This is a genomic window from Microlunatus aurantiacus (genome assembly GCF_039536605.1).
Classification (GTDB): Bacteria; Actinomycetota; Actinomycetes; order Propionibacteriales; family Propionibacteriaceae; genus Microlunatus; species Microlunatus aurantiacus.
This window is the reverse complement of the sequence record NZ_BAAAYX010000013.1, coordinates 316050-342273: the sequence shown is the minus strand read 5'-3', so window position 1 is coordinate 342273 and position 26224 is coordinate 316050. Positions and strand designations below refer to the sequence as shown.

Annotated in this window: 25 protein-coding genes; 18 read left to right on the top strand and 7 right to left on the bottom strand. The window is 71.1% G+C overall.

Annotation, left to right across the window (positions count from 1 at the left end; genetic code table 11):
* Window positions 1–17 precede the first annotated feature (17 nt).
* Window positions 18–536: a flavin reductase family protein gene (locus ABD714_RS15425; RefSeq protein WP_344813275.1), complete on the top strand. Its 519-nt coding sequence runs from the start codon at window positions 18–20 to the stop codon at window positions 534–536.
* Window positions 537–640: 104 nt separating this feature from the next.
* On the top strand, window positions 641–2482 hold the full coding sequence (locus ABD714_RS15420) for a VanW family protein (RefSeq protein WP_344813274.1): 1842 nt from the start codon (window positions 641–643) through the stop codon (window positions 2480–2482).
* 36 nt (window positions 2483–2518) lie between these two features.
* On the opposite strand, the gene ABD714_RS15415 is transcribed toward ABD714_RS15420, so the two are convergent.
* Window positions 2519–3892 carry an aminotransferase class III-fold pyridoxal phosphate-dependent enzyme gene (locus ABD714_RS15415; protein ID WP_344813273.1) on the bottom strand — a complete coding sequence of 458 codons (1374 nt, stop codon included), beginning with the start codon at window positions 3890–3892 and terminating at the stop codon, window positions 2519–2521.
* 138 nt (window positions 3893–4030) lie between these two features.
* On the opposite strand from ABD714_RS15415, the gene ABD714_RS15410 reads away from it, so the two are divergent.
* The 4 genes from ABD714_RS15410 to ABD714_RS15395 all read left to right on the top strand — a co-directional run bounded on the left by ABD714_RS15410 (window position 4031) and on the right by ABD714_RS15395 (window position 8675).
* The gene (locus tag ABD714_RS15410; protein WP_344813272.1) at window positions 4031–4879 is read left to right on the top strand and encodes a nitrilase-related carbon-nitrogen hydrolase; all 849 of its coding nucleotides are present in this window, start codon (window positions 4031–4033) and stop codon (window positions 4877–4879) included.
* 47 nt (window positions 4880–4926) lie between these two features.
* Window positions 4927–6369 carry a dihydropyrimidinase gene (gene hydA / locus ABD714_RS15405; protein WP_344813271.1) on the top strand — a complete coding sequence of 481 codons (1443 nt, stop codon included), beginning with the start codon at window positions 4927–4929 and terminating at the stop codon, window positions 6367–6369.
* Window positions 6370–6392: 23 nt separating this feature from the next.
* Window positions 6393–7409, top strand: coding sequence for a TIGR03842 family LLM class F420-dependent oxidoreductase (locus ABD714_RS15400; protein ID WP_344813270.1), 1017 nt, complete (start codon window positions 6393–6395; stop codon window positions 7407–7409).
* 72 nt (window positions 7410–7481) lie between these two features.
* Window positions 7482–8675 carry a PQQ-dependent sugar dehydrogenase gene (locus ABD714_RS15395; protein ID WP_344813269.1) on the top strand — a complete coding sequence of 398 codons (1194 nt, stop codon included), beginning with the start codon at window positions 7482–7484 and terminating at the stop codon, window positions 8673–8675.
* A 9-nt stretch (window positions 8676–8684) separates the two neighbouring features.
* Here the strand turns inward: ABD714_RS15395 and ABD714_RS15390 are convergent, their stop codons facing one another.
* Window positions 8685–9707: a GNAT family N-acetyltransferase gene (locus ABD714_RS15390; protein ID WP_344813590.1), complete on the bottom strand. Its 1023-nt coding sequence runs from the start codon at window positions 9705–9707 to the stop codon at window positions 8685–8687.
* A 138-nt stretch (window positions 9708–9845) separates the two neighbouring features.
* On the opposite strand from ABD714_RS15390, the gene fdxA reads away from it, so the two are divergent.
* Entirely contained in the window at window positions 9846–10172 is a 327-nt protein-coding gene (fdxA, locus tag ABD714_RS15385; RefSeq protein ID WP_344813268.1) for a ferredoxin, read from the top strand.
* On the top strand, window positions 10169–11293 hold the full coding sequence (gene dapC, locus ABD714_RS15380) for a succinyldiaminopimelate transaminase (protein ID WP_344813267.1): 1125 nt from the start codon (window positions 10169–10171) through the stop codon (window positions 11291–11293). The genes fdxA and dapC overlap by 4 nt, the downstream gene beginning before the upstream one ends.
* Window positions 11294–11387: 94 nt before the next feature.
* On the opposite strand, the gene ABD714_RS15375 is transcribed toward dapC, so the two are convergent.
* Window positions 11388–12251, bottom strand: coding sequence for a hypothetical protein (locus ABD714_RS15375; protein WP_344813266.1), 864 nt, complete (start codon window positions 12249–12251; stop codon window positions 11388–11390).
* Window positions 12252–12268: 17 nt separating this feature from the next.
* A complete protein-coding gene (gene dapD / locus ABD714_RS15370) occupies window positions 12269–13213 on the bottom strand; it encodes a 2,3,4,5-tetrahydropyridine-2,6-dicarboxylate N-succinyltransferase (protein WP_344813265.1) in 945 nt (314 codons plus the stop codon).
* Between the two features lie 169 nt (window positions 13214–13382).
* Here dapD and dapE point away from each other — a divergent pair, with 169 nt between their 5' ends.
* The 4 genes from dapE (at window position 13383) to ABD714_RS15350 (ending at window position 16295) form a co-directional block, all read left to right on the top strand.
* Window positions 13383–14474, top strand: a complete 1092-nt coding sequence (dapE, locus tag ABD714_RS15365; RefSeq protein WP_344813264.1) for a succinyl-diaminopimelate desuccinylase — start codon at window positions 13383–13385, stop codon at window positions 14472–14474.
* Between the two features lie 183 nt (window positions 14475–14657).
* Window positions 14658–15356 (top strand): LOG family protein, encoded by a 699-nt coding sequence (locus ABD714_RS15360; protein ID WP_344813589.1) that lies wholly within the window; start codon window positions 14658–14660, stop codon window positions 15354–15356.
* Between the two features lie 40 nt (window positions 15357–15396).
* Complete coding sequence (locus ABD714_RS15355) at window positions 15397–15786, top strand: DivIVA domain-containing protein (protein ID WP_344813263.1); 390 nt, start codon at window positions 15397–15399, stop codon at window positions 15784–15786.
* Window positions 15783–16295 carry an SRPBCC family protein gene (locus ABD714_RS15350; RefSeq protein WP_344813262.1) on the top strand — a complete coding sequence of 171 codons (513 nt, stop codon included), beginning with the start codon at window positions 15783–15785 and terminating at the stop codon, window positions 16293–16295. The genes ABD714_RS15355 and ABD714_RS15350 overlap by 4 nt, the downstream gene beginning before the upstream one ends.
* Here the strand turns inward: ABD714_RS15350 and ABD714_RS15345 are convergent.
* On the bottom strand, window positions 16283–17083 hold the full coding sequence (locus tag ABD714_RS15345; protein ID WP_344813261.1) for an enoyl-CoA hydratase/isomerase family protein: 801 nt from the start codon (window positions 17081–17083) through the stop codon (window positions 16283–16285). The genes ABD714_RS15350 and ABD714_RS15345 overlap by 13 nt on opposite strands.
* A 161-nt stretch (window positions 17084–17244) precedes the next feature.
* Between ABD714_RS15345 and ABD714_RS15340 the strand changes: the two genes are divergently transcribed.
* A complete protein-coding gene (locus ABD714_RS15340) occupies window positions 17245–17412 on the top strand; it encodes a DUF3117 domain-containing protein (protein ID WP_344809328.1) in 168 nt (55 codons plus the stop codon).
* Between the two features lie 232 nt (window positions 17413–17644).
* Here the strand turns inward: ABD714_RS15340 and glgA are convergent, their stop codons facing one another.
* Complete coding sequence (glgA, locus tag ABD714_RS15335) at window positions 17645–18850, bottom strand: glycogen synthase (RefSeq protein WP_344813260.1); 1206 nt, start codon at window positions 18848–18850, stop codon at window positions 17645–17647.
* A gap of 229 nt (window positions 18851–19079) precedes the next feature.
* Between glgA and glgC the strand changes: the two genes are divergently transcribed.
* Complete coding sequence (gene glgC, locus ABD714_RS15330; protein WP_344813259.1) at window positions 19080–20306, top strand: glucose-1-phosphate adenylyltransferase; 1227 nt, start codon at window positions 19080–19082, stop codon at window positions 20304–20306.
* 134 nt (window positions 20307–20440) lie between these two features.
* Here glgC and ABD714_RS15325 read toward each other — a convergent pair whose 3' ends face one another.
* On the bottom strand, window positions 20441–21103 hold the full coding sequence (locus tag ABD714_RS15325) for an O-methyltransferase (RefSeq protein ID WP_344813257.1): 663 nt from the start codon (window positions 21101–21103) through the stop codon (window positions 20441–20443).
* A 215-nt stretch (window positions 21104–21318) separates the two neighbouring features.
* Between ABD714_RS15325 and dapA the strand changes: the two genes are divergently transcribed.
* The 4 genes from dapA to ABD714_RS15305 all read left to right on the top strand — a co-directional run bounded on the left by dapA (window position 21319) and on the right by ABD714_RS15305 (window position 26217).
* Window positions 21319–22218 (top strand): 4-hydroxy-tetrahydrodipicolinate synthase, encoded by a 900-nt coding sequence (dapA, locus tag ABD714_RS15320; RefSeq protein WP_344813255.1) that lies wholly within the window; start codon window positions 21319–21321, stop codon window positions 22216–22218.
* A gap of 164 nt (window positions 22219–22382) precedes the next feature.
* Entirely contained in the window at window positions 22383–23075 is a 693-nt protein-coding gene (gene sigE, locus ABD714_RS15315) for an RNA polymerase sigma factor SigE (protein ID WP_344813253.1), read from the top strand.
* Window positions 23072–24586, top strand: a complete 1515-nt coding sequence (locus ABD714_RS15310; protein ID WP_344813251.1) for a zf-HC2 domain-containing protein — start codon at window positions 23072–23074, stop codon at window positions 24584–24586. Before sigE ends, ABD714_RS15310 begins: the two co-directional genes overlap by 4 nt.
* A complete protein-coding gene (locus tag ABD714_RS15305) occupies window positions 24583–26217 on the top strand; it encodes a S1C family serine protease (protein ID WP_344813249.1) in 1635 nt (544 codons plus the stop codon). The genes ABD714_RS15310 and ABD714_RS15305 overlap by 4 nt, the downstream gene beginning before the upstream one ends.
* Window positions 26218–26224 lie beyond the last annotated feature (7 nt).

Here is a 26224-nt window from a genome sequence, read left to right as displayed (position 1 = left end):
GGGTCGGAGGAGGGGGCTTGAGCGTCAGGTCCGAGGAGTTCCGCCACGCGCTCGCGCACTGGGCCACCGGCGTCGCGGTGCTGACCTGCCGTTGGCAGAGCGCGCCGTACGCGCTGACGGTCACGTCGTTCTCCTCGGTGTCGTTGGACCCGCCCCTGGTGCTGGTCTGCATCGGGAAGCAGTCCCGGTTCCACACCCCCGTCACCGCGGCCGGCACCTGGGCCGTGTCGGTGCTCGCCGGCGATCAGGGCGCCCTGGCCCGCCGCTTCTCAGCGCACGGCCGGGCGTACGCGACCCAGTTCGACGACGTCGCGACCACACCGGCGCCCTCGGGGACACCGGTGCTGGACGGTTCGCTGGTGTGGCTCGACTGCCGCACCGTGGCCGAGCACGACGCAGGTGACCACACGATCGTGGTCGGTGAGGTTGTTCACACCGGCCCGCTCAGTCAGACCGGTGCCCCGGTCGCAGAATCGCCCCGTCGGCACCCCCTCACGTACTATCGGGGGGCCTTCAGTGACGTCACCGCGCACTGATGCGTGTCCACTCGACCGCCGTCCGCACGATCGATGGGGTCGTGCTGCGCCCGGTCGGATCGAGCCGTAGCCGCCGGGTGCCGCCGGCCCGGTGAGGTTAGTCCGTGAGCAGCCAGTCCGACCCGTCCAGCGCTTCGCCTGACGACCAGTCCCACGGCTGGTCGGCCGACGACGGGCAGCCCACCGACCCTGACGCCACAGTGGTGCGGGGTCCGCTGCCCCCCGATCCCCGCCACGGGGCGGCCACCAGCAAGCGCTCCGGCGTGGTCGCCGCCCTGGTCGGCGGGGCGCTGATCCTGGTGGTCGGTGCGGTCTACCTGGTCGGCTACCTGATGGCCGGCGACAAGCTCCCGAAGGACGCCGAGATCGCCGGCATCGCCGTGGGCGGCCTGAGCACCGAGGCGGCCGTCCAGAAGCTGGAGACCGAGCTGGGTCCCCGTGCGAGCGCGCCGATCGCGGTGACCGCCGGCGACGAGAAGGCCGAGGTCGTGCCCGCTGACGCCGGACTGGGCGTGGACTACGCCGCCAGCGTCGAGCTCGCCGGCGGTGGACGCAGCCTCGATCCCCGCCACATCTGGCGGGTGCTGACCGGGGGGGCGCAGACCGACCCGGTGATCACCACCGATCAGGCCGAGCTGGATGCGGCGGTCGCCGAACTGGCGAAGACCGTCGATCGCGCCCCCAAGGACGCGAAGCTCTCCTTCGACGGTGGGAAGGTGGTGCAGACCGAGGGCAAGGACGGGGTCGCCCTGGACGCCGACCAGGCGTCGTCGGCCATCGAGAGCGCCTTCCTGGGCGCTGGGGCGCCGGTCCAGCTCCCGGCCGAGGTGACCGAACCCCAGATCACCACCGACGAGGTCGCCGCGGTCGCGACCTCGTACGCGAAGCCGGCCGTCTCCGGACCCGTGACCCTGGACGCCGGAGCCGCCGGCAGCTTCAAGGTGACCGCCGCCATGATCGGCGACTCGATCACCTTCGTCGCCGCCGACGGCACCCTGAAACCGCAGCTGGACGCCGAGAAGCTCCGCCGGGAAGCCGACGACGCGGTGGCCGAGGTCGAGCTGAAGAAGCCGAGGAACGCGACCGTCCGCCTGGTCGACGGCAAGCCGAAGGTGGTCCCGGCGGTCAACGGCACCACCGTCAGCGCCGAAAACCTGGCGGCGGCCGTCCAGCCGCTGCTCACCAAGACCGGCAAGGACCGCACCGGAGCGGTGGAGCTGACCGGGGCCAAGGCCCCCTTCTCCACCGAGGACGCGGAGAACCTCCAGATCAAGCAGGTGACCGGCCAGTTCACCACCCGCTTCCCGTACGCCACCTACCGCAACGTGAACATCGGCCGGGCCGCCGAGCTGATCAACAACACGGTCCTCAAGCCGGGCGACACGTTCTCGCTGAACGGCATCGTGGGAGAGCGGACGGCGAAGAACGGGTTCGTCGAGGGCTACATCATCTCCGGCGGCAAGTTCAAGAAGGAGCTGGGCGGCGGCGTCTCGCAGAGTGCGACGACCACCTACAACGCCATGTTCTTCGCCGGTCTCAAGGACATCCAGCACCAGCCGCACACGCTCTACATCGACCGCTACCCGCCGGGGCGGGAGGCGACGGTGGCCTGGCCGACCCTGGACCTCAAGTTCCAGAACAACACGAAGTACGGCGTGCTGGTGCAGGCGTACGTGAAGAAGGCCACGCCCAGCTCGCAGGGCTCCATCACCGTCAAGATGTGGTCCACCAAGACCTACGACGAGATCGACTCCTCGCCGCTGAAGAAGTCCAGCTTCACGACGGGTCGCGACATCACCGACGACGACCCGAAGTGCGAGCCGCAGGCGCCGGTCCAGGGCTTCACCGTCAACTACTCACGGATCTTCCGCAACGACGGCAAGACCGTGAAGACCGAACCGTTCCGCTGGACCTACGCTCCGACCGACCGCATCACCTGTAAGTAGGGGCGAGCCTGAGACCTCCGCGGACTCAGGTAGTTCTCAGGCGAGAGCAGGCTGAGCCACGCCGATCTGTTTGCCGGCGTCGGTGAGCACGTCGCCCAGGCGGTCGACGATCTCGTCCAGCAGGGCGGCGTCGGCGATCAGGGGCGGGGCGATCTGCATCACGGCGTCACCGCGGTCGTCGGTGCGGGCGATCAGACCGGCCTCGCGGAACCTCTTCGGCAGGAACCCGCGGATCAGGTGGTCACGCTGGGCCTGGTCGAGTCGGCTGTTCTCACCGTCGGCAACCATCTCGACGGCCCAGAAGAAGCCCGCTCCGCGGACGTCGCCGACGATCGGCAGCGACCGCAGCTCGTTCATCCGGGTCTCCAGGTGCGGCGCCAGGGTCCGCACGTTCTCCAGCACCCGGTCCCGCTCGAAGATCTCGATGTTCTTCAGGGCGATGGCGGCGCTGAGCGGGTGACCGGCGAAGGTGATGCCGTGCCGGAAGACCCGACCGGAGCCCTCGGACAGCGGTGCGGTCACCTTCGACCGGGCCAGCACGGCGCCCATCGGCGCGTACGCCGAGGTCAGGCCCTTGGCCACGCTGATCAGGTCCGGTGCCACCCCCTCGCGGGAGCTGGCGAAGAACTCCCCGATCCGGCCGAACCCGGTGATGACCTCGTCGGCCATCAGCAGGATGCCGTAGCGGTCGGCGATCTCCCGGAGTCCGGTCCAGTAGCCGGGCGGCGGGGTGATCGAGCCACCCGCATTCTGCACCGGCTCGGCGATGATCAGCGCCACCTCGTCGGCTCCGGCCGCCAGCGCCGCCTGCTCGACCTCGTTCAGCAGCCGGGCGCAGAAGGCGACCGGGTCGTCGCCGTCGGGGGCGCGGAACGGGTTGGTGTTGCTGACGTGACTGACCTCGATGGGCGAAGGGCCGAAGTCGTCCTTGAACTTGGGGATACCGGTGAACGACAGGGCGCCGAGAGTGACGCCGTGGTACGCCACGTGGCGAGCGATCGCCTTGCGACGCTGCGGCTGGCCCAGCGCGACGTAGTGCTCCCGGACGAGCTTCCAGGCCGACTCGACCGCCTCGGAGCCGCCGCCGGTGAAGTAGACGCGGTAGTCGTCCGCCGGCGCCAGCGACGACACCTTCGCGGCCAGCTCGAGCGCGGCCGGGTGGGCGGTGGCCCAGTTGGTGTTGAACGGCAGGGTGGTCAGCTGCCGGGTGGCGACCTCGGCCATCTCGGCACCGTAGGAGTAACCGATCTGCGCGCAGAAGAGGCTGGACAGGGCGTCGATGTACTGCCGGCCGGCGGTGTCGTAGACGTAGGGTCCCTCGGCTCGCTCCAGCACCAGCAGGTCGGTGACCTGGGGCTTGGCGAAGTGCAGCAGCAGGTGGTCTTCGGCCATCGCCTGGTAGTCGGTCACGATGTCTCCTTGGTCGTTCCGGCAACCGCCACGAGTCTCCTCGTCTCGATCCGATCAGCATAGGCCCGGCGCGGCTGCCAGATCGGCACGGCCACCACCCGCCGTGGACGCCCGCGAGCGGTCGCGGGAGGATGAGGCGTGGCAACCGTACGCGCGGCGATCACCCAGACGACCTGGACCGGCGACAAGGCGTCCATGCTCGACAAGCACGAGGGCTTCGCCCGCGATGCTGCGGCCGACGGCGCCCAGGTGATCTGCTTCCAGGAGCTCTTCTACGGCCCCTACTTCGGCATCACCGAGGACGCGAAGTACTACGACTTCGCCGAGCCGGCCGACGGTCCGGTCGTCCAGCGCTTCGCCGCGCTGGCCGCGGAGCTGTCGCTGGTGATGGTGCTGCCGATCTACGAGGAGGAGCAGCCCGGGGTCTACTACAACACAGCGGTGGTGGTCGACGCCGACGGCAGCGTGCTCGGCAAGTACCGCAAGCACCACATCCCGCACCTGGACAAGTTCTGGGAGAAGTTCTACTTCCGGCCCGGCAACCTCGGCTACCCGGTGTTCCGGACCGCTGTCGGTCCGATCGGGGTCTACATCTGCTACGACCGGCACTTTCCGGAAGGCTGGCGCGAGCTCGGGCTCAACGGGGCGCAGATCGTCTTCAACCCCAACGCCACCAAGCCGGGGCTGTCCAACCGGCTGTGGGAGATCGAGCAGCCCGCCGCCGCGGCGGCCAACGGCTACTTCGTGGCCGCACCGAACCGGGTCGGACGGGAGGACAACGAGTACGGCGAGCAGGCCGTCTCGTTCTACGGCTCCAGCCAGTTCGTCGACCCGCAAGGAAACCTGATCGGTCCGATGGGCAGCGCCGACGACGAGGAGATCGTCATCCGCGATCTCGACCTGGACATGATCAGGCAGGTGCGGAACGCCTGGCAGTTCTACCGGGACCGGCGGCCGGACTCGTACGCGGCGATCACCCGGCCCTGATGACCAGGCCCTGATCACCAGTCCCTGATCACCGGAGGAGCGGACAGATGAGCACGATCTTGATCACCGGCGGCACCGTGGTGAACGCCACCGGCACCGCGCAGGCCGATGTGCTGGTGGACGGAGAGGCGATCGCGGCGGTGCTCGCGCCGGGGTCCCAGCTGCTCGGGGTGGACCTGGCCCGGACGGTGGACCGGGTGATCGACGCGAGCGGTCGGCTGGTCATCCCCGGTGGCATCGACGCCCACACGCACATGGAGCTGCCGTTCGGCGGCACCAACGCCTCCGACACCTTCGAGACCGGCACCCGGGCGGCGGCCTGGGGTGGCACCACCTCGATCATCGACTTCGCCGTCCAACGCTACGGCGAACGGGTCGAGGACGGTCTGGCCGCCTGGCACGCCAAGGCGGCCGGCAACTGCGCGGTCGACTACGGCTTCCACCAGATCATCGGCGGCGTCGACGAGTTCTCCCTCAAGGCGATGGACTCGCTGATCGACGAAGGTATCACCAGCTTCAAGCTGTTCATGGCGTACCCGGGCGTCTTCTACTCCGACGACGCGCAGATCCTGAAGGCGATGCAGAAGTCGGCCGAGACCGGCCTGCTGACGATGATGCACGCCGAGAACGGGCCGGCCATCGACGTGCTGGCCGAGCAGCTCTACAGCGCCGGCAAGACCGGCCCGTACTGGCACGGGATCGCGCGTGCCTGGCAGCTGGAGGAGGAGGCGACCCACCGGGCGATCATGATCGCCGACGTGACCGGGGCGCCGCTCTACGTGGTGCACGTCAGCGCTCAGCAGGCCGTCGCCCAGATCGCGGCGGCCCGGGACCGCGGTCGGAACGTCTTCGGCGAGACCTGCCCGCAGTATCTCTACCTGTCCCTGGAAGACCAGCTCGGCGCCCGCAGCGAGGAGTGGGGTGACTTCGAGGGCGCCAAGTGGGTGTGCTCCACCCCGCTCCGGTCCCGGGCCGAGGGTCACCAGGACGCCATGTGGCAGGGGTTGCGCACCAACGACCTGCAGATGGTGTCCACCGACCACTGCCCGTTCTGCATGAAGGAGCAGAAAGAGCTGGGCCGGGGTGACTTCCGCGCGATCCCGAACGGCATCGGCAGCATCGAGCACCGGATGGACCTGCTCTACCAGGGCGTGGTCACCGGCCGGCTCACCCCGCCGCGCTGGGTGGAGATCACGTCGACCACCCCGGCGAGGATGTTCGGGCTGTACGGCCGCAAGGGCGTCCTCCAGCCGGGTGCCGACGCGGACATCGTGATCTACGACCCGAACGGCCACACCTCGATCGGCGTGGGGGAAGGTCGCAGTCACCACATGGCCATGGACCACTCCGCCTGGGAGGGCTTCGAGGTGGACGGTCACGTCGACCAGGTGCTGAGCCGGGGCGCGGTGATCGTGGACGAGCGTGGCTACCACGGCGCCAAGGGGCACGGTCGCTTCCTCAAGCGCGACCTCAGCCAGTACCTGATCTGACGGCGGAAGAAGAGGAGCTGATCATGGACTTCGGGGTGGTGCTGCAGACCGACCCGCCGGGTTGGCGGACCGTGCAGCTGGCCGAGCTGGCCGAGGCGCACGGTTTCTCCCACCTGTGGACGTTCGACTCCCACCTGCTCTGGCAGGAGCCGTACGTCCTCTACAGCCAGATCCTGGCCCGCACCCAGCGGCTGACCGTGGGGCCGATGGTGACCAACCCGAGCACCCGCGACTGGACGGTGACCGCCTCGCTGTTCGCCACCCTGAACGAGATGTTCGGCAACCGCACGGTGTGCGGGATCGGTCGGGGTGACTCCGCGGTTCGGGTCACGAACGGCAAGCCGGCCACCCTGAAGGAGGTGCGCGAGGCGACCCACGTGATCCGGGAGCTGGCGAACTGCCGACCCGTGGACTACAAGGGCTCCCGGCTGCAGTTCCCCTGGGCGCACAGCTCGTCGCTGGAGGTGTGGGTGGCCGCGTACGGACCGCTGGCCCTGAAGACGGCCGGTGAGGTGGGGGACGGCTTCATCCTGCAGCTGGCCGACGTCGACATCGCCCGCTGGATGATCACCAGCGTTCGCGAGGCGGCCGCGGCCGCCGGCCGGGATCCCGACGCCATCACCTTCTGCGTGGCCGCGCCCAACTACGTCGGGGACGATCTCGCGCACATGCGCGACCAGTGCCGCTGGTTCGGTGGCATGGTCGGCAACCACGTCGCCGACATCGTCGCCCGCTACGGCGACAGCGGCGCCATCCCGTCCGCTCTCACCGACTACGTCAAGAACCGGCAGGGGTACGACTACAACGAGCACGGCCGGGCCGGCAACACCCACACCGCGTTCGTGCCCGACGAGGTCATCGACCGGTTCTGCATCCTCGGCACCGCCGAGGACCACATCGCCAAGCTGAAGCAGCTCAAGGAGATCGGGGTGGACCAGTTCGCCGGCTACCTGCAGCACGACAACAAGGAGGAGACCCTGCGGGTGTACGGCGAGACGATCATCCCGGCGCTGCGCGACCACGTGGTGGCCCGGTCCTGACCTCTGCCGGACGGCCCCGACCCCTCCCGCGGAGCCGCCTGGGCTTGGTCCGGCTGGGTAGCGTCGACAGGCATGAGACGCCGGTGGGGAATCGTCGTGGCCGCGGTCGGACTGCTCGCTGCGTGCACCGCGAGCCCGGAGGGGGAGACGGTCACACCGTCGACCTCGTCGACGCGCACCGCGCCCTCGGGCGCCGAGCCCTCGGCAGCCCAGGGTTCGCCGGGCGGCACCGCACCGGATGGTCGACCCTTCCTGGTCGAGGAGATCGGTGACCTGGACGAGCCGTGGGCGATGACCTTCCTGCCGGACGGCCGGAGCTTGATCACGGGTCGGGGTGGCGAGCTGACGCTGCGGTCCACCGACGGTGACACGACCGAGGTGAGCGGTGTCCCCGACGTGGTGCACCAGGGACAGGGCGGTCTGGGCGACGTCATCGTGGCTCCCGACTTCGACTCGACCCGTCACCTCTACCTCAGCTGGGCCGAAGCCGGTTCGGGCGGCTCGGGTGCCGCGGTGGCCCGGGCGACGCTGACCACCGACGGCGGTGCGGCGAAGCTCGACGACCTGACCACCATCTGGCAACAGCAGCCGAAGGTGTCCGGCAACGGCCACTACGGCCACCGGCTCGCCTTCTCCCCCGACGGCGCGCACCTGTTCGTGTCCTCCGGCGAGCGGCAGAAGATGCAGCCCGCACAGGACCTGGACTCCCACCTGGGCAAGATCATCCGGCTCGATCCCGACGGCTCGGCCGCGGACGGCAACCCCTTCGCCGACCGCGGTGAGGTCGCTGCCGACGTGTGGAGCTACGGCCACCGCAACCCGCTCGGCCTGGCCTTCGACGGCGACGGCAACCTGTGGAACTCCGAGATGGGACCCCAGGGCGGCGACGAGCTGAACCTGGTCCGCGAGGGCGCCAACTACGGCTGGCCGGAGGCCTCCAACGGCTCCCACTACGGTGGCGAGGACATCCCCGACCACACCGCCGAGGACGGGTTCGAGGCGCCCAAGGCGTCCTGGAACCCGAGCATCTCGCCGGGCAGCCTGATGATCTACAGCGGCTCGATGTTCCCGCAGTGGCAGGGGGATGCGTTCATCGGTGCGCTCTCGGGCGAGGCGCTGATCCGCGTCGATCTGGACGGCACGGACGCCGCCGAGGGTGACACCTGGGAGCTGGGCCGGCGGATCCGGGAGGTGGAGCAGGCTCCCGACGGCTCGATCTGGTTGCTGACCGACGAGGGGACGATGCTCCGGCTGGTCGCTCCCTGACCCTGACCATCAGCCGGGGGCGGTGAGATAGCGGTAGCTGTGGTGCCGGACGAATCCCAGCCGACCGTACGCGTCATGGGCTGCGTGATTGTCCTGCGCCACCTGCAGGTAGGCGTTCCGGGCTCCACCCCGGGCGGCCCAGTGACCGAGTGCCCGCATCATCGCCGTCGCCAGTCCGCGGCGCCGGTGCTCGGGCTCGGTCCACACCGCGGCCATCCCCAGCCACGGGCCGCTCAGATGTCCGCGGGCGATGGCCACCGGCTCGTGTGCCGCTTCGGCCGCGTGCGCCCCGGGCGACGGGTCGGCCACTGCCGCGAACGCCCGGGGCGGGTGTCCGTCCAAGATCATCCGCACGGCCGCTCCGTCGGTCCGGTGGCCGGCGTCGGTGCGGAGATCGGCCTGGTGCAGCCGGTTCGGCCGGCTGCGTCCGTACGCCCGCACCCAGCCCTCGCTCAGCTGCTCGGTGACCCCTACGCGCGGATCGGGTAGACCGTCGCGCAGCAGGGTGGTCAGTCGGCAGACCAGCACGTCGGTGACCAGGTAGACCGGCTGCCAGCCGAGCCCCCGCAGAGCGATGTCCTCGGCCGAGTCCACGATCACCTGGACCCAGGGCTCGATGCCGTGGGCGGCGGCGTACGCGACCACCCGGTCCGCTGCCTCGGGCAGCGAGACTCCCGGGTCCCCGACGGCCAGCGCGGAGTTGGCCCGGGCGGTGAAGCCCCCGCCGTCCCGCAGGGTCCACTCGCCGAGTGGTTCGTGGTGCGCGATCCATCCGGGACGCGCCGCCCGTTCCAGCTCCTCGACCGGCGTCCGCATCGGGTCCGGCCCGCCACGGGCCGCGGGGGCACGGCGGGCCAGGATGATCACGTCGCGGTCGACGACGACCGGATCGGACCGCTCGGGGGCGATCTGCACGGTGGCCCGCTCGATCGCGGCGAGCCAGCCGACCACGTCCGTGGCCGAGCCGTCGGGTCGACGGCACCGCAGCACCCACCGTTCGCCCGGTCGGGCGCGGTCGAGTCCGATGTCCATCACGGAGGAGCCCCTCGGAGTCCGACGGCAGGAAGCGCGATACTAGGACCACAGCCGCGTGACCGCAGCGGCCGGGCGCACCGATGCCTGGTCGACCGACCCCAGCGGTCACGCACCAAGATCTGAGGAGAGTCACCCGTGACCTACGTCATCGCGCAGCCCTGTGTGGATCTCAAGGACCGTGCCTGCGTGGAGGAGTGCCCGGTCGACTGCATCTACGAGGGCAAGCGGATGCTCTACATCCACCCCGACGAGTGCGTCGACTGTGGTGCGTGCGAGCCGGTGTGCCCCGTCGAGGCGATCTTCTACGAGGACGACACGCCCGAGGAGTGGAAGGACTACTACAACGCCAACGTCGAGTTCTTCAACGACCTCGGTTCCCCCGGCGGCGCGGCCAAGATGGGCGTGGTGGACTCCGACCACCCGCTGATCGCGGCGCTCCCGCCGCAAGAGACCGCGGAGTGAGTGACGGCGCTCCTGCGAAGGCGCCGCGCCGGAGCCTGACCGCGGCCCTGCCCGACTTCCCGTGGGACTCGCTGGCCGGGGCCAGGACCCGGGCCGGCGCCCACGGCGACGGCATCGTCGACCTCTCGGTCGGCACCCCGGTCGACCCCACGCCGGAGCTCGGGAGACAGGCCCTGGCCGGGGCTGCCGACAGTCCCGGCTACCCGCTCACCTCGGGCACCGCCGCGTTGCGGGAGGCCATCGCGGCCTACCTCACGCAGCGCTGGGGTGCGGCCGGGCTGACGCCGACCGGCACGCTGCCGGCGATCGGCACCAAGGAGCTGGTGGCCTGGCTGCCGACCCTGCTCGGGCTCGGCCCCGACGACCTGGTCGTGTTCCCGACGATGGCCTACCCCACCTACGAGGTGGGTGCGAGGATCGCCGGGTGCCGGATCCAGGCCGCTGACGACCCGGCCGACGTCGACGGGCGTCCCGCCCTGGTCTGGCTCAACTCACCGTCCAACCCGACGGGACAGATCCTGGACGCCGCCGAGCTGCGGCGCCGGGTGGACTGGGCCCGTGGCCTGGGCGCGATCGTGGCCTCCGACGAGTGCTACGGCGAGTTCGGCTGGGACACCGAGCCGGTCTCCGTCCTGCACCCGTCGGTGTCGGGCGGCGACCTGACCGGTCTGTTGGCGCTGCACTCGCTGTCCAAGCGGTCCAACCTGGCGGGCTACCGGGCCGGTTTCGTCGCCGGCGACGAGGCCCTGGTGACCGAGCTGCTGGCCGTCCGCAAGCACGCCGGGATGATTCTGCCGCGCCCGGTGCAGGAAGCCATGCGGGTGCTGCTCGCCGACCAGCAGCATGTCGCCGAGCAGCGGGACCGCTACGCCCGTCGGCGGGCGCTGCTGCGTCCGGCCCTGGAGACGGCCGGCTTCACCATCGACCACTCGGAGGGCTCGCTCTACCTGTGGGCCACCCGCGGCGAGGACGGCCGGACGACCGTGGACTGGCTCGCCGAGCGCGGCATCCTGGTCGCGCCCGGCGACTTCTACGGTCCCGCCGCCGCCCAGCACGTCCGCGTGGCGCTGACCGCGACCGACGAGCGGATCGCCGCCGCCGCCGCCCGCCTCACCGCCTGACGCCACTCAGCCGCTCTGCTCGGGTTCGTGGGTCCTGCTCGATCTACAGCCCGAGCAGAACCGACGAACCCGAGCATCGGGGTGGGCATCAGGCTCAGCGCACCGTGATCCGGACCTGCTTCGCCTTCGCCTCGGTCTCCGCGGCCACCCAGCTGGGAAGGGTCATCGCGTTGGTGTCCCACTGGCGGTCGGCGACCACCACCTGCAACGTGCCGTACTGGGCGGAGTTCGCCACCGCGAACGCCCCGTACGCCCAGGCCAGGTCGGCCGACGCGGCGGCGACGGTGAGCACCTTGCCCTCGCGGGTGGCCTTGGCGTCCGCGCCGAAGGTCCTGGTCAGTGCCGCGGCCAGCCCCTTGGTGTCCCCGTCGGCACCCGTACGGTCCAGGCAGGTGAGGCCGGCCGGTGTCTGACCGGTCAGCGTGCTGGCCAGCACCCGGGCGTCGGCCACGTGATCGCGGTAGGCCTCCGGGTGGCCGCTGATCTGGACCGCCTGGGCCACGTCGTTGATGTCGCGGGTCCGCCAGCTCCTGATCTTGACCAGGGCGTCGTAGAACTCGCCCGTCGCGTAGTGCGGGTCCTTGAGCTGCTCCTCGGTGCCCCAACCCTGGGACGGGCGCTGCTGGAACAGACCCACGGAGTCCCGGTCGCCGTAGTCGAGGTTGCGGATGTCGCTCTCCTGGTACGCCGTGGCCAGGGCGATCGAGGCGGCCCTCGGCGGCAGGTCCCGCTTGACCGACACCCCGGCGATGATCGAGGCGTAGTGCGCCTGCTCGAGGGTGAGGGTCGTGCTGCCGTTCCCGGCGCTCGCCACGCACCGCTGCTGACCCGGGGCGGGTGCCGGCTCCCAACGGGCGGAGAACCAGGAGAAGCCACCGACCGCCAGCGCCACCACGAGGGCGAGCAGCAGGACGGCGACGATGATGCACCCGCCGAAGCGAGCGTTGGAGGGGGCCACGGCGCGGGGGATCTGCCTCAGTTGGCGTGCAGCGAGGCGTTCAGCTCGACCGCCCGGCCGGCCCGGCGGCGCACCTCGATGGCACCGCTGACCGAGTTGCGGAGGTAGAGCAGCCCGCTCTGGCCGGACAGCTCGGCCGCCTTGACCACCTGGCCGCCCGGCAGGCTGACCTTGGTGGCCGCGGTGACGTACAGACCTGCCTCCACGATGCAGTCGTCGCCGAGGGAGATGCCGATGCCGGCGTTGGCGCCCAGCAGGCAGCGCTGACCGACCGAGATCTGCTGCTTGCCGCCGCCGGACAGGGTGCCCATGATCGAGGCGCCCCCGCCGATGTCGGAGTCGGCGCCGACGACCACACCGGCCGAGATCCGGCCCTCGACCATGGAGGTGCCCAGCGTGCCGGCGTTGAAGTTGACGAAACCCTCGTGCATCACCGTGGTGCCGTCGGCCAGGTGCGCGCCCAGCCGGACCCGGTCCGCGTCGGCGATCCGCACCCCGGTCGGCAGCACGTAGTCGACCATCCGCGGGAACTTGTCGACGCCGTAGACGGTCACGGCACCGCGCTGGGCACGCAGTCGGAGCCGTACAGTCTCGAAGTCGAGGACCGCGCACGGGCCGGCGGAGGTCCACACCACGTTGGGCAGGGCGGCGAAGATGCCGTCCAGGTTGATCGACCGGGGCTGCACGAGGCGGTGGCTGAGCAGGTGCAGCCGCAGGTAGGCGTCGGCGGTGTCGGCCGGCGGTCCGTCCAGGTCGATGACGGTGCGGACCAGCTCGGTCCGCACGTCGCGGACGCCGTCCTCGCCGACCAGCGACGCCAGACCCTCCGGCTCGGCGCCGGGATCGGAGCCCAGGACCGGGGCCGGGAAGTACGCGTCCAGGACGCCGGTGGCATGCACGGTGGCGACCCCCCAGGCGGCAGCGGCGCGGGCGGCGTCGTCGATCTCGACCGGAGAGCTCATGGGCCGAGGATACCGGCGTCGGTAGGGTGCCCTGCATGTCCGTCGTCGGCTGTCGCGCTCCGCGCTCCGCGGTCATGAAGCTCCGCGAGTCCCGCTCGTTCGTCGCCGTACCGAACGACGAAAGGCGTGTCGCCCGGTACCGCTCCTGCACTCGCGAGAGGCTCCACACATGACCGAAGCCTCCGCAGACACCGTCCGGCTCGACCTCGCGGGGGACCCCGTCGAGCTGTTGACGACCCTGATCGACATCGAGTCGGTGAGCGGCGACGAGCTCGCGATCACCGACGCGGTCGAGGCAGCCCTGCGGGCGTACGGGCATCTGGAGGTGATCCGGGACGGCAACGTGGTGGTGGCCCGGACCCATCTCGGACGCCCCGAGCGGGTGGTGATCGCCGGCCACCTGGACACGGTGCCGATCGCCGCCAACGTGCCGCACTGGACGGTCAACGAGGGCGACGACCTGGAGGTCTGGGGGCGCGGGGCCTGCGACATGAAGGGCGGGGTGGCCGTCCAGCTGGTCTGCGCCGCCGCGCTCACCGCCCCGCAGCGGGACCTCACCTGGATCTTCTACGACAACGAGGAGGTCGCGGCCGAGCTCAACGGACTCGGCCGGATCGGTCGGGAGCGGCCCGAGCTGCTGGCCGGCGGCTTCGCCGTGCTCTGCGAACCGACGAGCGCCCAGATCGAGGGCGGCTGCCAGGGCACCATGCGGCTGATCTGCGAGCTGCCCGGGATCGCCGCCCACTCGGCCCGGGCCTGGATGGGGCACAACGCGATCCACGACGCCGGCGCCCTGCTGCAGCTGCTGGCCGAGCACGAGCCGGCCCAGGTGGTGGTCGACGGTCTCACCTATCGCGAGGGCCTGAACGCCGTGGCCATCAGCGGCGGCATCGCCGGCAACGTCATCCCCGACCGGTGCCGGATCGAGATCAACTACCGGTTCGCGCCGGACAAGTCGGCGGACGAGGCGGCGGCGTACGTCCGTGGGGTGCTTCCCGGCTACGAGCTGGAGGTTACCGACGTCGCCATCGGGGCCCGGCCCGGTCTGGACCGTCCGGCCGCCGCGGAGTTCCTGGAGGCGGTGGGGGCGAAGGCCAGCGCCAAGTTCGGGTGGACCGACGTGGCGCGGTTCGCCGAGATGGGTATCCCGGCGGTGAACTTCGGCCCGGGCAACCCGAGCAAGGCCCACGCCGACGACGAGTTCTGTCCGGCCGCCGAGGTCTACCGCTGCCGGGACGCCCTGCTCGCCTGGCTGACCTGATGCACGCCCGCCTGGCCTGACGCTCACCTCGCTGACCTGGTGCTCGCCTGTCGTGCGGGAGCACCGGGACCGGGAGCACCGGGGCCTACTAGGGTCGCGGATGTGAGTGACGAGAAGACGTCGGGGAAGCCCGAGCAGGTCGTCCGGAGCGGTCGTCGAGCGCGGTTCTTCCAGGGTCCGGTGATGCGCAGCGAGGACCAGGTGCTGCCGACCACGACCGACGAGCGGCTGCTGGACTCCCGGGGTCCGAGCGACTGGGTGCACACCGACCCCTGGCGGGTGCTGCGGATCCAGAGCGAGTTCGTCGAGGGTTTCGGCACCCTCGCCGAGCTGGGCCCGGCGGTCAGCGTCTTCGGCTCGGCCCGGATCCACCGGGATCACCCCAGCTACGCCGCGGCGGTGGAGGTCGGTCGCCGGCTGGTCGAGCGGGGCTTCACCGTGATCACCGGCGGCGGTCCGGGGATCATGGAGGCCGCCAACAAGGGGGCCGCCGAGGCGGGCGGCGTCTCCGTCGGGCTGGGCATCGAGCTGCCCTTCGAACAGGGTCTGAACGACTACGTCAACCTGGGCATCAACTTCCGGTACTTCTTCGCCCGGAAGACGATGTTCGTCAAGTACGCCCAGGGCTTCATCGTGATGCCCGGCGGTTTCGGCACCTTCGACGAGCTGTTCGAGGCGCTCACCCTGGTCCAGACCCGGAAGGTGACGTCGTTCCCGGTGGTGCTGTTCGGCTCCGACTACTGGCAGGGGCTGCTCGACTGGGCGCGGAGCTCGGTGCTCGGCTACGGGTGCATCGCCGAGCGTGACCTGGCCCTGCTGCGGGTGACCGACGACGTGGAGGAAGCCGTCGCGATCATGGGTGACTCCGGCCCGACGGCCTGACCTGCATCTCCGGCTCGGACCGACGTGGCACGATCGAGGGGTGGAGTGGTTCATCGCGGTGGTCGTGGTCGCCGCGCTCGGAGTGGCTGCGGTCGTCGCGGCAGGAGGACTGGGATCGATGGCGTCCGAACCGACGCGGGACGTGTTCCGCCAGGACCTCCCGGCGGACCGGGTGCTCACCGCCGACGACCTGCAGCGGCTGCGGTTCGGTGTCGCCCTCCGTGGCTACTCCATGAGCCAGGTCGATGACGTGCTGGACCGGCTCAGCGGGGAGCTGGCCGGACGGGACGAGCGGATCGCCGAGCTCGAGGCCCGGCTCGGTGACCAGGCCAGCGAGGCTCGGTTCGGCGACCGGCCCGACGAGGCTCGGTTCGCCGACCAGGGGGATGGGTCGGTGGACGTCGTCGGCACCCCGGGCGCGCACGCGTGAGCGTCGACCTGCGGGTGTCCCAGGACATCGCGGCGCCTTCCGACCTGGTGTGGTCGGTGCTGGTGGACTGGGAGGGCCAACGGCGGTGGATCCCGTTCACCACGGTCCGCGTGATCGGTGACCGCCACGAAGGTCTGGGCGTACGGTGCGTCGCCCTGTCGGGCTTCTGGCTCGGCCGGCTGCCGATCGGACTGCTCGACCGCTTCGTCGTCACCGCCTGGGAACCGCCGACCGACGACCAGCCGGGTCTGCTGGAGGTGCTGCACCTGGGCCCGTTCTTCACCGGACCGGGCACCTTCGTGGTGCACACCGCCGCCGACGGGGGGAGCGTGGTGCGCTGCGCCGAGATCTTCGACGTCGCGGGCGGGTCGCTGCCCACCCGCTTGGCCGGTCTGCTGCTGCCGGTGATGCGCGCCGGTTTCGCCACCAGCCTGCGGGCTCTCGGCCGGGTCTGCGTCGGCCGGGTCGGTTCCGGTGGGTTCAGCTCGCGGCGGGCTCAGTCGAGCTGACCGGTGAACACCGGCGGGCGCTTGGCCAGGAACGCCTCGACGGCCTGCCGGTGGTCCTCGGTCGCGCCGGTCGTCGCCATCATGTCCGCCTCGTACGCCAGCGCCTCGGTCAGCGAGGTGTGCGCCGCGTACGCCACTGACCGACGGATCGCGGCGTACGCCTGCGTCGGACCAGCCGCCAGTCGGCCGGCGACCTCCAGCGCGCGGTTCTCGAGCTCGTCGTCGGGGACCACCTCGGTGGCGATCCCGAGGTCCAGGGCCTCGTCGGCGCCGATGGTCCCGCCCGCGTAGAGGAGGCGTAGCGCCGCCGTCGGGCCCACCAACCGCGGGAGGCTCCAGGACGACCCCGTGTCGCACGAGAGCCCGATCTGGGCGAAAGCCAGGTTGAAGCCTGCCCCGGCCGCGACCAGCCGGAGGTCGGCGAGGAAGGCCAACGAGGCCCCGGCGCCCGCAGCCACCCCGTTCACGGCGGCGATCACCGGTTTGGGCATGGTGTGCACCAGGGTGGCGATCGGGTTGTAGTGCTCGGGCACGGTGACCATCAGGTCGTCGGGACCGCTCTGCTCCAGCTCGGCGCCGTGCTCGCGGAGGTCCTGTCCGACGCAGAACGCGCGGCCCGTCCCGGTGAGCACGACGCAACGGACGCCGGGGTCGGCGGCCACGTCCTGCAGGACGGCGAGCAGCGCGACCCTGGTGGCCCGATCGAGGGCGTTGAGGGCGTCGGGACGGTTCAGCCGGATCAGACCGACCCCGCCGACACGTTCGACCAGCACCGTCGACTCGCTCATGCCAGGGACTGTAGTGGTCGCGGTCCGTGGTTCGGCCGGTGCGGCCGGCCCCGGGCCGTCAGGATCGACCTCGGGGTGGCGACCCGCATGGTACGCAGTTGGCTGAGTACGGAATAATCGGGATCGATAGCTGCCAGTCGACTACAGATGAGGATGGGCACATGGCTGCCATGAAGCCGCGGACGGGTGACGGTCCGATGGAGGTCACCAAAGAGGGCCGGGGGATCGTCATGCGGGTCCCGCTCGAAGGAGGAGGCCGCCTGGTGGTCGAGCTCAACGCCGACGAGGCCGCCGAGCTGGCCGGCGCACTGAAAGAGGTCGTCGGCTAGGACCCTGACAGCCACGAGATGCGCGACGGCTCCCTGCTCCGGCAGGGGGCCGTCGTGGCGTCTCCGGCGAGGTGAGTCGGGCCCGAACGGGCCGCTCGTCGCCCGGCCGATCGCGGGCACCGACCGGATGCCGCCGGGCGACGATGATCACCGGCGCAGTCGACCATGATCAGCAGATCACCGGGTGATCACCGATCGCGGTGATCAACGATCGCGGAGGAGGCCAGCCGAGTCAGGCGCCGTGGACCGCGATCGCCGTGCGGTAGACGTCGACGGTCTCGGCGGCGATCTTGGCCCAGGAGAACTCGTCGATGCAACGCTGCCGACCGGCCCGACCGAAGGCCGCCGCCCGGTCCCGGTCCCGGGTCAGGGAGTTGATCTTGGTCGCCAGCTGCTGCTCGAACTCCGCCACGGCGGCCGGGTCGTCGGCCTTGGCCGGGTCGTACGGGACCAGGTAGCCCGTCTCACCGTCGACCACGACCTCGGGGATGCCGCCGACCGCAGACGCCACCACAGCGGTCTCGCAGGCCATCGCCTCGAGGTTGACGATCCCGAGCGGCTCGTACACCGACGGGCAGGCGAAGACGGTGGCCTGGGAGAGGACCTGACGGACCTGGGCCCGCGGCAGCATCTCCTCGACCCAGATCACGTTGCCCCGGCTCGCCTTGACGGCCGCGAACGCGTCGCCGATCTGCTGGGCGATCTCGGGGGTGTCCGGGGCGCCGGCCAGCAGCACCAGCTGGGTGTCGGGATCCAGGTGCTCGGCGGCCCGCACCAGGTGGATCAGGCCCTTCTGTCGGGTGATGCGGCCGACGAACACCACGGTGGGGCGGTCCGGGTCGATGCCGAGACCGGTGAGGACGTCAGTGCCCGAGTCGGGGGAGAACTCGTCGGTGTCGATGCCGTTGCGCACCACGTGCACCTTGTCCGGGTCGAGGTCGCGGTAGGAGTCCAGGGTGTCCGTCCGCATGCCGGCACTGACCGCGATCACGGCGTCGGCCGCCTCGAAGGCGGTGCGCTCGGCCCAGGACGACAGCCGGTAGCCACCGCCCAGCTGCTCGGCCTTCCACGGGCGGTGGGGTTCGAGGGAGTGGGCGGTCACCACGTGCGGGATGTCCTGCAACATGGCGCCGAGCATCCCGCCGAGCATCGCGTACCAGGTGTGGGAGTGGATCAGGTCCACCGGAGGCACAGCCGCCGCCATGGACAGGTCGGCCCCGAAGACCCGCAGCGCGGTGTTCGCGCCGTCGGGATAGGTCTCCGCGTGCGCCGTCGCGCCCTCGCGGGGCTCACCCATGCACTGCACGTCCACGTCGATGAGCTTGCGCAGCTGGGGCACCAGCTGGGCGACGTGCACCCCGGCGCCGCCGTAGATGGAGGGTGGGTACTCGCGGGTGAACAGGGAGAGGCTGAGTCGGTCACCGCTGGCTGCACTCATGCTCGGCATCGTTGCACAGCGGTGCGGGCGCCGGACAGGGCCTCCGCCCAGGTTCGGCGACAGCCGCCGTTCGCGGTCAGCCGCGCCGGTGAACGCCGGCCGTCGAGGTGATGACCAGACCGCGACATCGCCGGGGGATCTTGTCGGGCCGAGGTCGCACCACCTAGGTTGACACGGGTCCGGCAGTGCCGGGTCCAGCCTCAGAGTCGAGCAACGATAGGTTCACCGCATGGCTACCTCCCGTCCCAAGGTTCTCGCCATCGTCCTCGCCGGCGGTGAAGGAAAGCGGCTGATGCCGTTGACGATGGACCGGGCAAAACCCGCTGTTCCGTTCGGCGGGACCTATCGGTTGATCGACTTCGTGCTGTCGAACCTCGCGAACGCCGGCATGCGACAGATCGCGGTGCTCACCCAGTACAAGTCGCACTCGCTGGACAAGCACATCTCCGTGACCTGGCGGATGTCCACGCTGCTCGGCAACTACGTCACCCCGGTGCCGGCACAGCAGCGACTCGGCCCTCGGTGGTACCAGGGCAGTGCCGACGCGATCTTCCAGTCGATGAACCTGTTCGTCGACGAGGCTCCCGACTACGTGGTGGTCTTCGGCGCCGACAACATCTACCGGATGGACGTCGAGCAGATGCTGGACGCCCACATCGCCGGCGGTCTCGGCTGCACCGTCGCCGGCATCCGGGTGCCGCGTGAGCAGGCCACCGAGTTCGGCGTGATCGACGCCGCCGCTGACCACAAGATCAAGGAGTTCCTGGAGAAGCCGGCCGACCCGCCCGGGCTGCCCGACGACCCCAACGCCTCGTTCGCGTCGATGGGCAACTACATCTTCACCTGCGACGCCTTGGTCGAGGCGCTCTACGCCGACGCCGAGAACCTGGACTCCCGGCACGACATGGGCGGCGACATCATCCCCAGCTTCGTCTCCCAGGGCGAGGCGCAGGTCTACGACTTCACCTCCAACGAGGTGCCCGGGGTCAAGGACCGGGACAAGGCCTACTGGCGCGACGTCGGTTCGATCGACGCCTACCACGAGGCGCACATGGACCTCGTCTCGGTCGACCCGGTGTTCAACCTCTACAACAACGAGTGGCCGATCTGGAGCAACATGGCGCAGCTGCCCGGCGCCAAGTTCACCCTGGCCGGCACGGCGACCGACTCGATCGTCAGCCCCGGCTGCATCATCTCCGGTGGTCGCATCGACGACTGCGTGCTGTCCCCGAACGTGCGGGTGGCCAACCGGGCCACCATCAGCCAGTCGGTGATCCTGCAGAACGCGCGGATCGGCGAGGGCGCGGTGATCGAGCGCGCGATCCTGGACAAGAACGTGCTGGTCGAGCCGGGCGCGACGATCGGCGTCGACGTGGATGCCGACCGGGCCCGCGGCTACACCGTCTCCGCCGGCGGCATCACCGTCGTCGGCAAGGGCATCACTGTCCGCGCCTAGCTGGCGCTCGCCGGCGCTCTGGACAAGTCGTTCGTCGGTCGGAGCAGGACGGAGAGCGTGTCCTGCTCCGACTCTCGTGCACTCCCGGTCGCGCCGGCTTGCGCCGCCCTACGGCGCCGTGAGGTGCGCCTGCGTCAGAGCTTCACCGCGACGAGCAGACCGTCGCCGACGGGGAGCAGGACCGGGCGGAGCTGCTCGTCGTCGCTGACCATGCCGAGGGCGTCACGGACGGCGAGCACCTCGTCGTCCTCGTCGTTCGGGTCGGCGACCCGGTCGCTGCGCAACGCGTTGTCCACGGCCAGGACACCGCCGGCGCGGAGCAGTCGGACGCCCTGCTCGACGTACGCCGGGTACTCCACCTTGTCGGCGTCGATGAAGACCAGGTCGTACGCACCGTCGCTCAGCCGGGGCAGCACGTTCAAGGCGGCGCCGGCGATGAGCCGGAAGCGCTGGGTGGGGATGCCGACCGAGAGGAAGGCCTTGCGGGCGACCCGCTGGTGGTCGGCCTCGATGTCCACGCTGGTCAGGATCCCGTCGGGCGCCATCCCGGCGAAGAGCGCCAGTCCCGAGACGCCTGAGCCGGTGCCGATCTCGACCACGGCCTTGGCGTGCAGCACGGAGGCGAGGAAGGTCAAGGTGCTGGCGCCGCCCCGGCCGATCGGGGTCACTCCGAGGGGCCCGGAAGCGGCACGCGCCTCGGCGGCGGCCTCGGACTCGGCGACGAAGTCCTCCGCGTACGCCCAGGAGGCGGGCTTGGGAGCAGACTTCACAGCGGTCTTCGTGGGTGCAGCGGTCACGGCGGTAAGCGTAGTGGTTGGCGGCGCTCCCGCTCTCCCGGGCAAGCGTCGGAGGCAGCGGCCGCCGATCGGCCCGGCCGGGCGCCACAGCCGAGCGCCACTGCGGGCCGCTCCGTCGCCGGTCCGCCCGTCGGTCGGGGTCGGCCACACTATCTGTGGTTTCCCCGCCGTTGCGGCCGACCTCGCGAGAGATTCCGCGGCCTAGGATGATCCGCATGTCCCCCGCGCCCCCGTTCGGACGTCTGCTGACGGCGATGGTGACACCGTTCACCGACGACGGCGCCCTCGACTGCACCGGCGCGGCCGAGCTGGCCACCTACCTGGTCGACGAGCTGGGCCACGACGGGCTGGTGATCAGCGGCACGACGGGGGAGTCGCCGACCACCTCCGACGCCGAGAAGACCGCGCTGCTCGAGGCGGTGGTCGACGCCGTGGGGGACCGCTGCCACGTCCTCGCCGGGGTCGGCACCTTCGACACCGCGCACACCCTCCGCCTGGCCGCCGCCGCCGAGAAGGCCGACGCCGCCGGTCTGCTGGTGGTCACGCCCTACTACTCGCGGCCGCCGCAGAGCGGCCTGCTCGCGCACTTCCGCGCGGTCGCCGACGGGACCGGGCTGCCGGTGATGCTGTACGACATCCCGCACCGATCGGGAGTGCCGATCGCCACGGACACCTTGCTGGCGCTGGCCGATCACGAGCGGATCGTCGCCGTCAAGGACGCCAAGGGTGACCTGCAGGGGTCGGCGCGGGTGATGGCCGAGACCGGTCTGGCGTACTACGCCGGCGACGACGCCCTGACGCTGCCGTTGCTGTCGGTCGGCGGTGTCGGCGTGGTCGGCACCTCGACCCACTTCAGCGGTGTCGGCATGTCGCGGCTCATCGACGCCTTCGTGGGCGGCGACCCGGTGACCGCGCTCGAGTGGCACCGGCGGCTGCTGCCGATCTTCACCGGTGTGTTCGTCACGCAGGGCTGCATCATGGTCAAGGCCGGTCTTCGGCTCCAGGCCCGCGGCAACGGTCGGCTGCGTCCGCCCATGCCCCCGGCGACCGAGACCGAGACGGCCTCGTTGCGGGCGTCGTTGCGGGCGGCCGGGCTGCCGACCGGGCCGGCGTGAGCCGACCCTCTCCAGGCCGACCGGGAACCCGGCGACCGACTGAGACGTTGGCCACATCGAGGTCCTGCACAGCGTCCTGACAGGCTCGTCTCAGTCTCCGTCCAGGATGCTCCGGAAAGATGAGAGGTCCGTTGGTGAGGAGACTGCTCGGGAGGGGAGGCGTCATGGCCCGTCGGTCGACGCCCGACGCACCTCCTGCCGTGGTGGAGGTGGGGAGTCCTGCCGCGCGCTCCTGGGCCCCGCCCGCCGCGCAGGACTGGACACCGCCCAGCTGGGAGCAGATCGTCCGGGACCACAGCGCCCGCGTCTACCGCCTGGCCTATCGGCTCACCGGCAACTCCCACGACGCCGAGGACCTCACCCAGGACGTGTTCGTCCGTGTCTTCCGGTCCTTGCACACCTTCCAGCCCGGCACCTTCGAAGGCTGGCTCCACCGGATCACCACGAACCTGTTCCTGGACACGGCTCGTCGCAAGCAGAAGATCCGCTTCGACGGGATGGTCGACGGCGCCGACGAGCGGCTGCCCAGCAGCTGGCCCACTCCCTCGGAGGCGCTCGCCGACGCCGACCTCGATCACGACGTCGCCGCCGCTCTCTCGGCCCTCCCCCCGGAGTTCCGGGCGGCGGTCGTGCTCTGCGACATCGAGGGTCTGACGTACGAGGAGATCGCCGCAGTCCTGGACACCAAGCTCGGCACCGTCCGGAGCCGCATCCACCGGGGCCGTGCTCAGCTGCGCACCGCCCTCGCCCATCGCCGTCCCAGCGGTGAGCGGGAGCGGTACCTGGGGATCGAGGCCGAGGGCGGCGCGCCGGTGTCGGTCGGCCTCTCAGCACCGGGGTACGCGAGGCGTTCGTGAGTGCGCGTTCGTGCGCCGATCTCGCCGAGCTGCGGTCGGCTTTCGTCGACGACGCCCTGGCCGACGCCGACCGGGAGCGTCTGCTGGCCCATCTGGTCGACTGCACCGCCTGCCGTCGTGAGGTCGCCGAGCTCCGCCACGTGCGTTCCCTGCTGACCGGCTCGACCGATCCGGGGACGGCTCCCGTCGACCTCTCGCACCGGCTCGTCTCGATCGCCGGGGAGGACGCGACCGAGCCTCTGTGGACGCGTCCGTTCCGTCGGACCCCGAGCGGGGGAGAGCTTCCCAGTCAGCGCCACCTGCTGCACACGCGACTGGTCGCGGGTGTGCTCGGCTGCGGGTTGACGGTCCTGGCCGTGCTCGGGATGGGCTGGGCGGCGGCGCCGTCCACCGACACCGCCCAGGCTGTCGACCCCACGCGCCAAGCGGTCACCGAGTTCACCACCGTCGTCTCCGCCTTCCCCCTCGACGGTCGGGTCAGCGCCGCCCTGCAGGGCCGACCGTCGACCCCCGGTTCCGAGGCGGGCACCCCGACCGGTGTGGACCTGACCGCGAAGCCGCTCTCGGAGGCCAAGGCGGCGAAGCTCCTGGTGCGGGCCGGCCAGGCCGGTGACGAGCTGACCTACACCGGCACCCAGCAGGTCCGCGTCACGCGCGATGACCAGCAGATCGCCAGCTCGGTCCAGGTCAGCAGCCACGGCGGGGCCGGCACCCGGCTCGCTCCGGCCGACGCCGGTCACCAGCCTGCCGGCTACACCACCTACGTCGAAGCCGACTCGTCGACCCGGATGGCCGACGCCGACCTCGTCGACCTCCTCACCGACCGGTACGCGCTGCGCGGGTGGGTCGCCCAGTCCTTCGGCGGCCGCGACGCGGTGGTGATCGAGGCCACCGAGCCGACCGCCCACCCGGCCGACGGCGCGCTCGACGGGGTGGTCGCCCGCTGGTGGCTGGACGCCCGGACCGGTCTGCTGCTGGGTCAGGAGACCTACGACGGCCGCGGCAACCTGGACGTGTCGAGCAGGCTCACCGACCTGCGTTTCGACGCCGTCTCCGACGAGGACGCCGTGGGTGCCGGAGCGGCCGCCAGGACCACGGCCACCCTCACCCTCTCCCGGGCCGCCGAGCTGCGCCGGGACGGCTGGATCTGTGCCGAGCGGCTCGCCGGTCTGTCGCTGATGCGGCTGCGCACCGACCAGGTCGACGACCCGGAGCTGGTGCACCTCGTCTACAGCGACGGTTTGACGACACTCAGCGTGGTCGAGCAGCACGGGCGGCTGAGCGGAGCACCGACGGGGAGCACCCGGAACGAGACCCTGGGGGCATGGGTCACCTCCGGCATGCCGACCACGGCGAGCTGGGTCTCGGGCGACGTGGTCATGACGGTGGTGACGGACGGATCCCGGGAGACGCTGGCGGCCGCGGTGGCTGCGCTTCCCCACGACGAGCCGGAGCAGCCGACTACGATGGAACGCGTTCGCGCGGGCTGGTCCCGCATCTTCGGTCGATGAGCGGTGGCGAGATGGCTGACGAGGACCGCTCGGCGGCCCCCGATGACCGGTCGGGCCGCGACGATCGTTCCGGCCGCGACGACTCGGGTTCCGACTGGTTCTTCGGGGACCGGTGGGACTCGGCCGCCGACGCCGACGTCCAGCCGCCCCCCGCACCGACCGATGCGCCCGGCACCGACCAGCCGGTGGAACAGCTCCGACCCGATCAGACCCGACCTGACCAGACCCGACCTGGCCAGACCCGAACCGATCACTGGCCCCCTGACCGTGCGTCGAGCGAGCACCCCGGTTTCGGCCGCCAGGATGCCCCGGCGAGTCAGTACTACGGTCCGTTCGGCGGGCCACCTCCGCGGGTCGACGAGCCGACCCAGGTGATCCCGGCGTACGGCTCGGCCGCGCCGCCCTCCTTCGCCGCCCCGATGGGCTACCCCGTCTCTCCCGGTCTGCCGCCGCAGCCGCCGAGGACCGGCGGGCCTGCGGGCTCGGCCGGAGTGACGGTCCCGCCCGGGCGTCCGGCCCGCCGTCAACGGACCGGTGTGATCCTGCTCGTCGCCGCCCTGCTGGCCGCCCTGGTCGGCACGGCGGCCGGGTACGGCGGCTCCCGGTTGGCGCAGACCAGCGCCCCGGCCACCTCCGCCGCCCCGGCCCAGCCGTCGGCGGGCCCCACGAACTCGACCGCCGCTCCGACGGGCACGCCCGTGCCGCCGGCCCCGAGCCAGATCGACACCGTCCAGGTCGCCGCCTCGGCGCTGCCGAGCACCGTGATGATCCGGGTCGGCGCGAACGGTTCCGGGGGCACCGGCTCCGGGTTCGTGCTCGACACCGACGGTCACATCATGACCAACAACCACGTGATCGCCGACGCCGCCGACGGGGGCCGGATCACAGTCGTGTTCTCCGACGGGGCCCGCAAGCGGGCCGAGCTCGTGGGCCGCAGCCCCTCGTACGACCTGGCCATCATCAAGCTGACCGACGACCACGCCCTGACCCCGATGCCCGTCGGAGACTCCGACCAGGTGCAGGTGGGGGAGCAGGTGGTGGCGATCGGCTCCCCGCTCGCGCTGGCCAGCACCGTGACCCAGGGCATCGTGAGCGCCAAGAACCGGCCGGTGGTGGTCAACTCCGACGGCGGGGCGGACTCGCCCAGCGCCTACATCAACGGCATCCAGACCGACGCGGCCATCAACCCCGGCAACTCCGGCGGCCCGCTGGTCGACGCGGCGGCTCGGGTGGTCGGGGTCAACTCCGCGATCCTGACCCTCGGACAGAGCCGTACCACCAGCGGCAACATCGGTCTCGGGTTCGCCATCCCGATCAACCAGGCGATGGAGATCGGCAAGCTGCTGATCGCCGACGGCAAGGCGACCTATCCCGTCATCGGGGTGAACCTCGGCCGGGCGGACTCCGACGGCGTACGGCTGTCGGAGGTCGACGGCGGCGGTCCGGCCGACGACGCCGGTCTGCAGGTCGACGACGTCGTCACCGCGATCGACGAGCAGTCGGTCAGCACCGCCGAGGAGCTCATCGTCGCGGTCCGGACCCACCGACCCGGTGACCGGGTGACCGTGACCTACGAACGGGGTGGGCAGCCGCGCACCACCGACGTGACCTTGGGGAGTCGTGTTGGCTAGCGTGAGC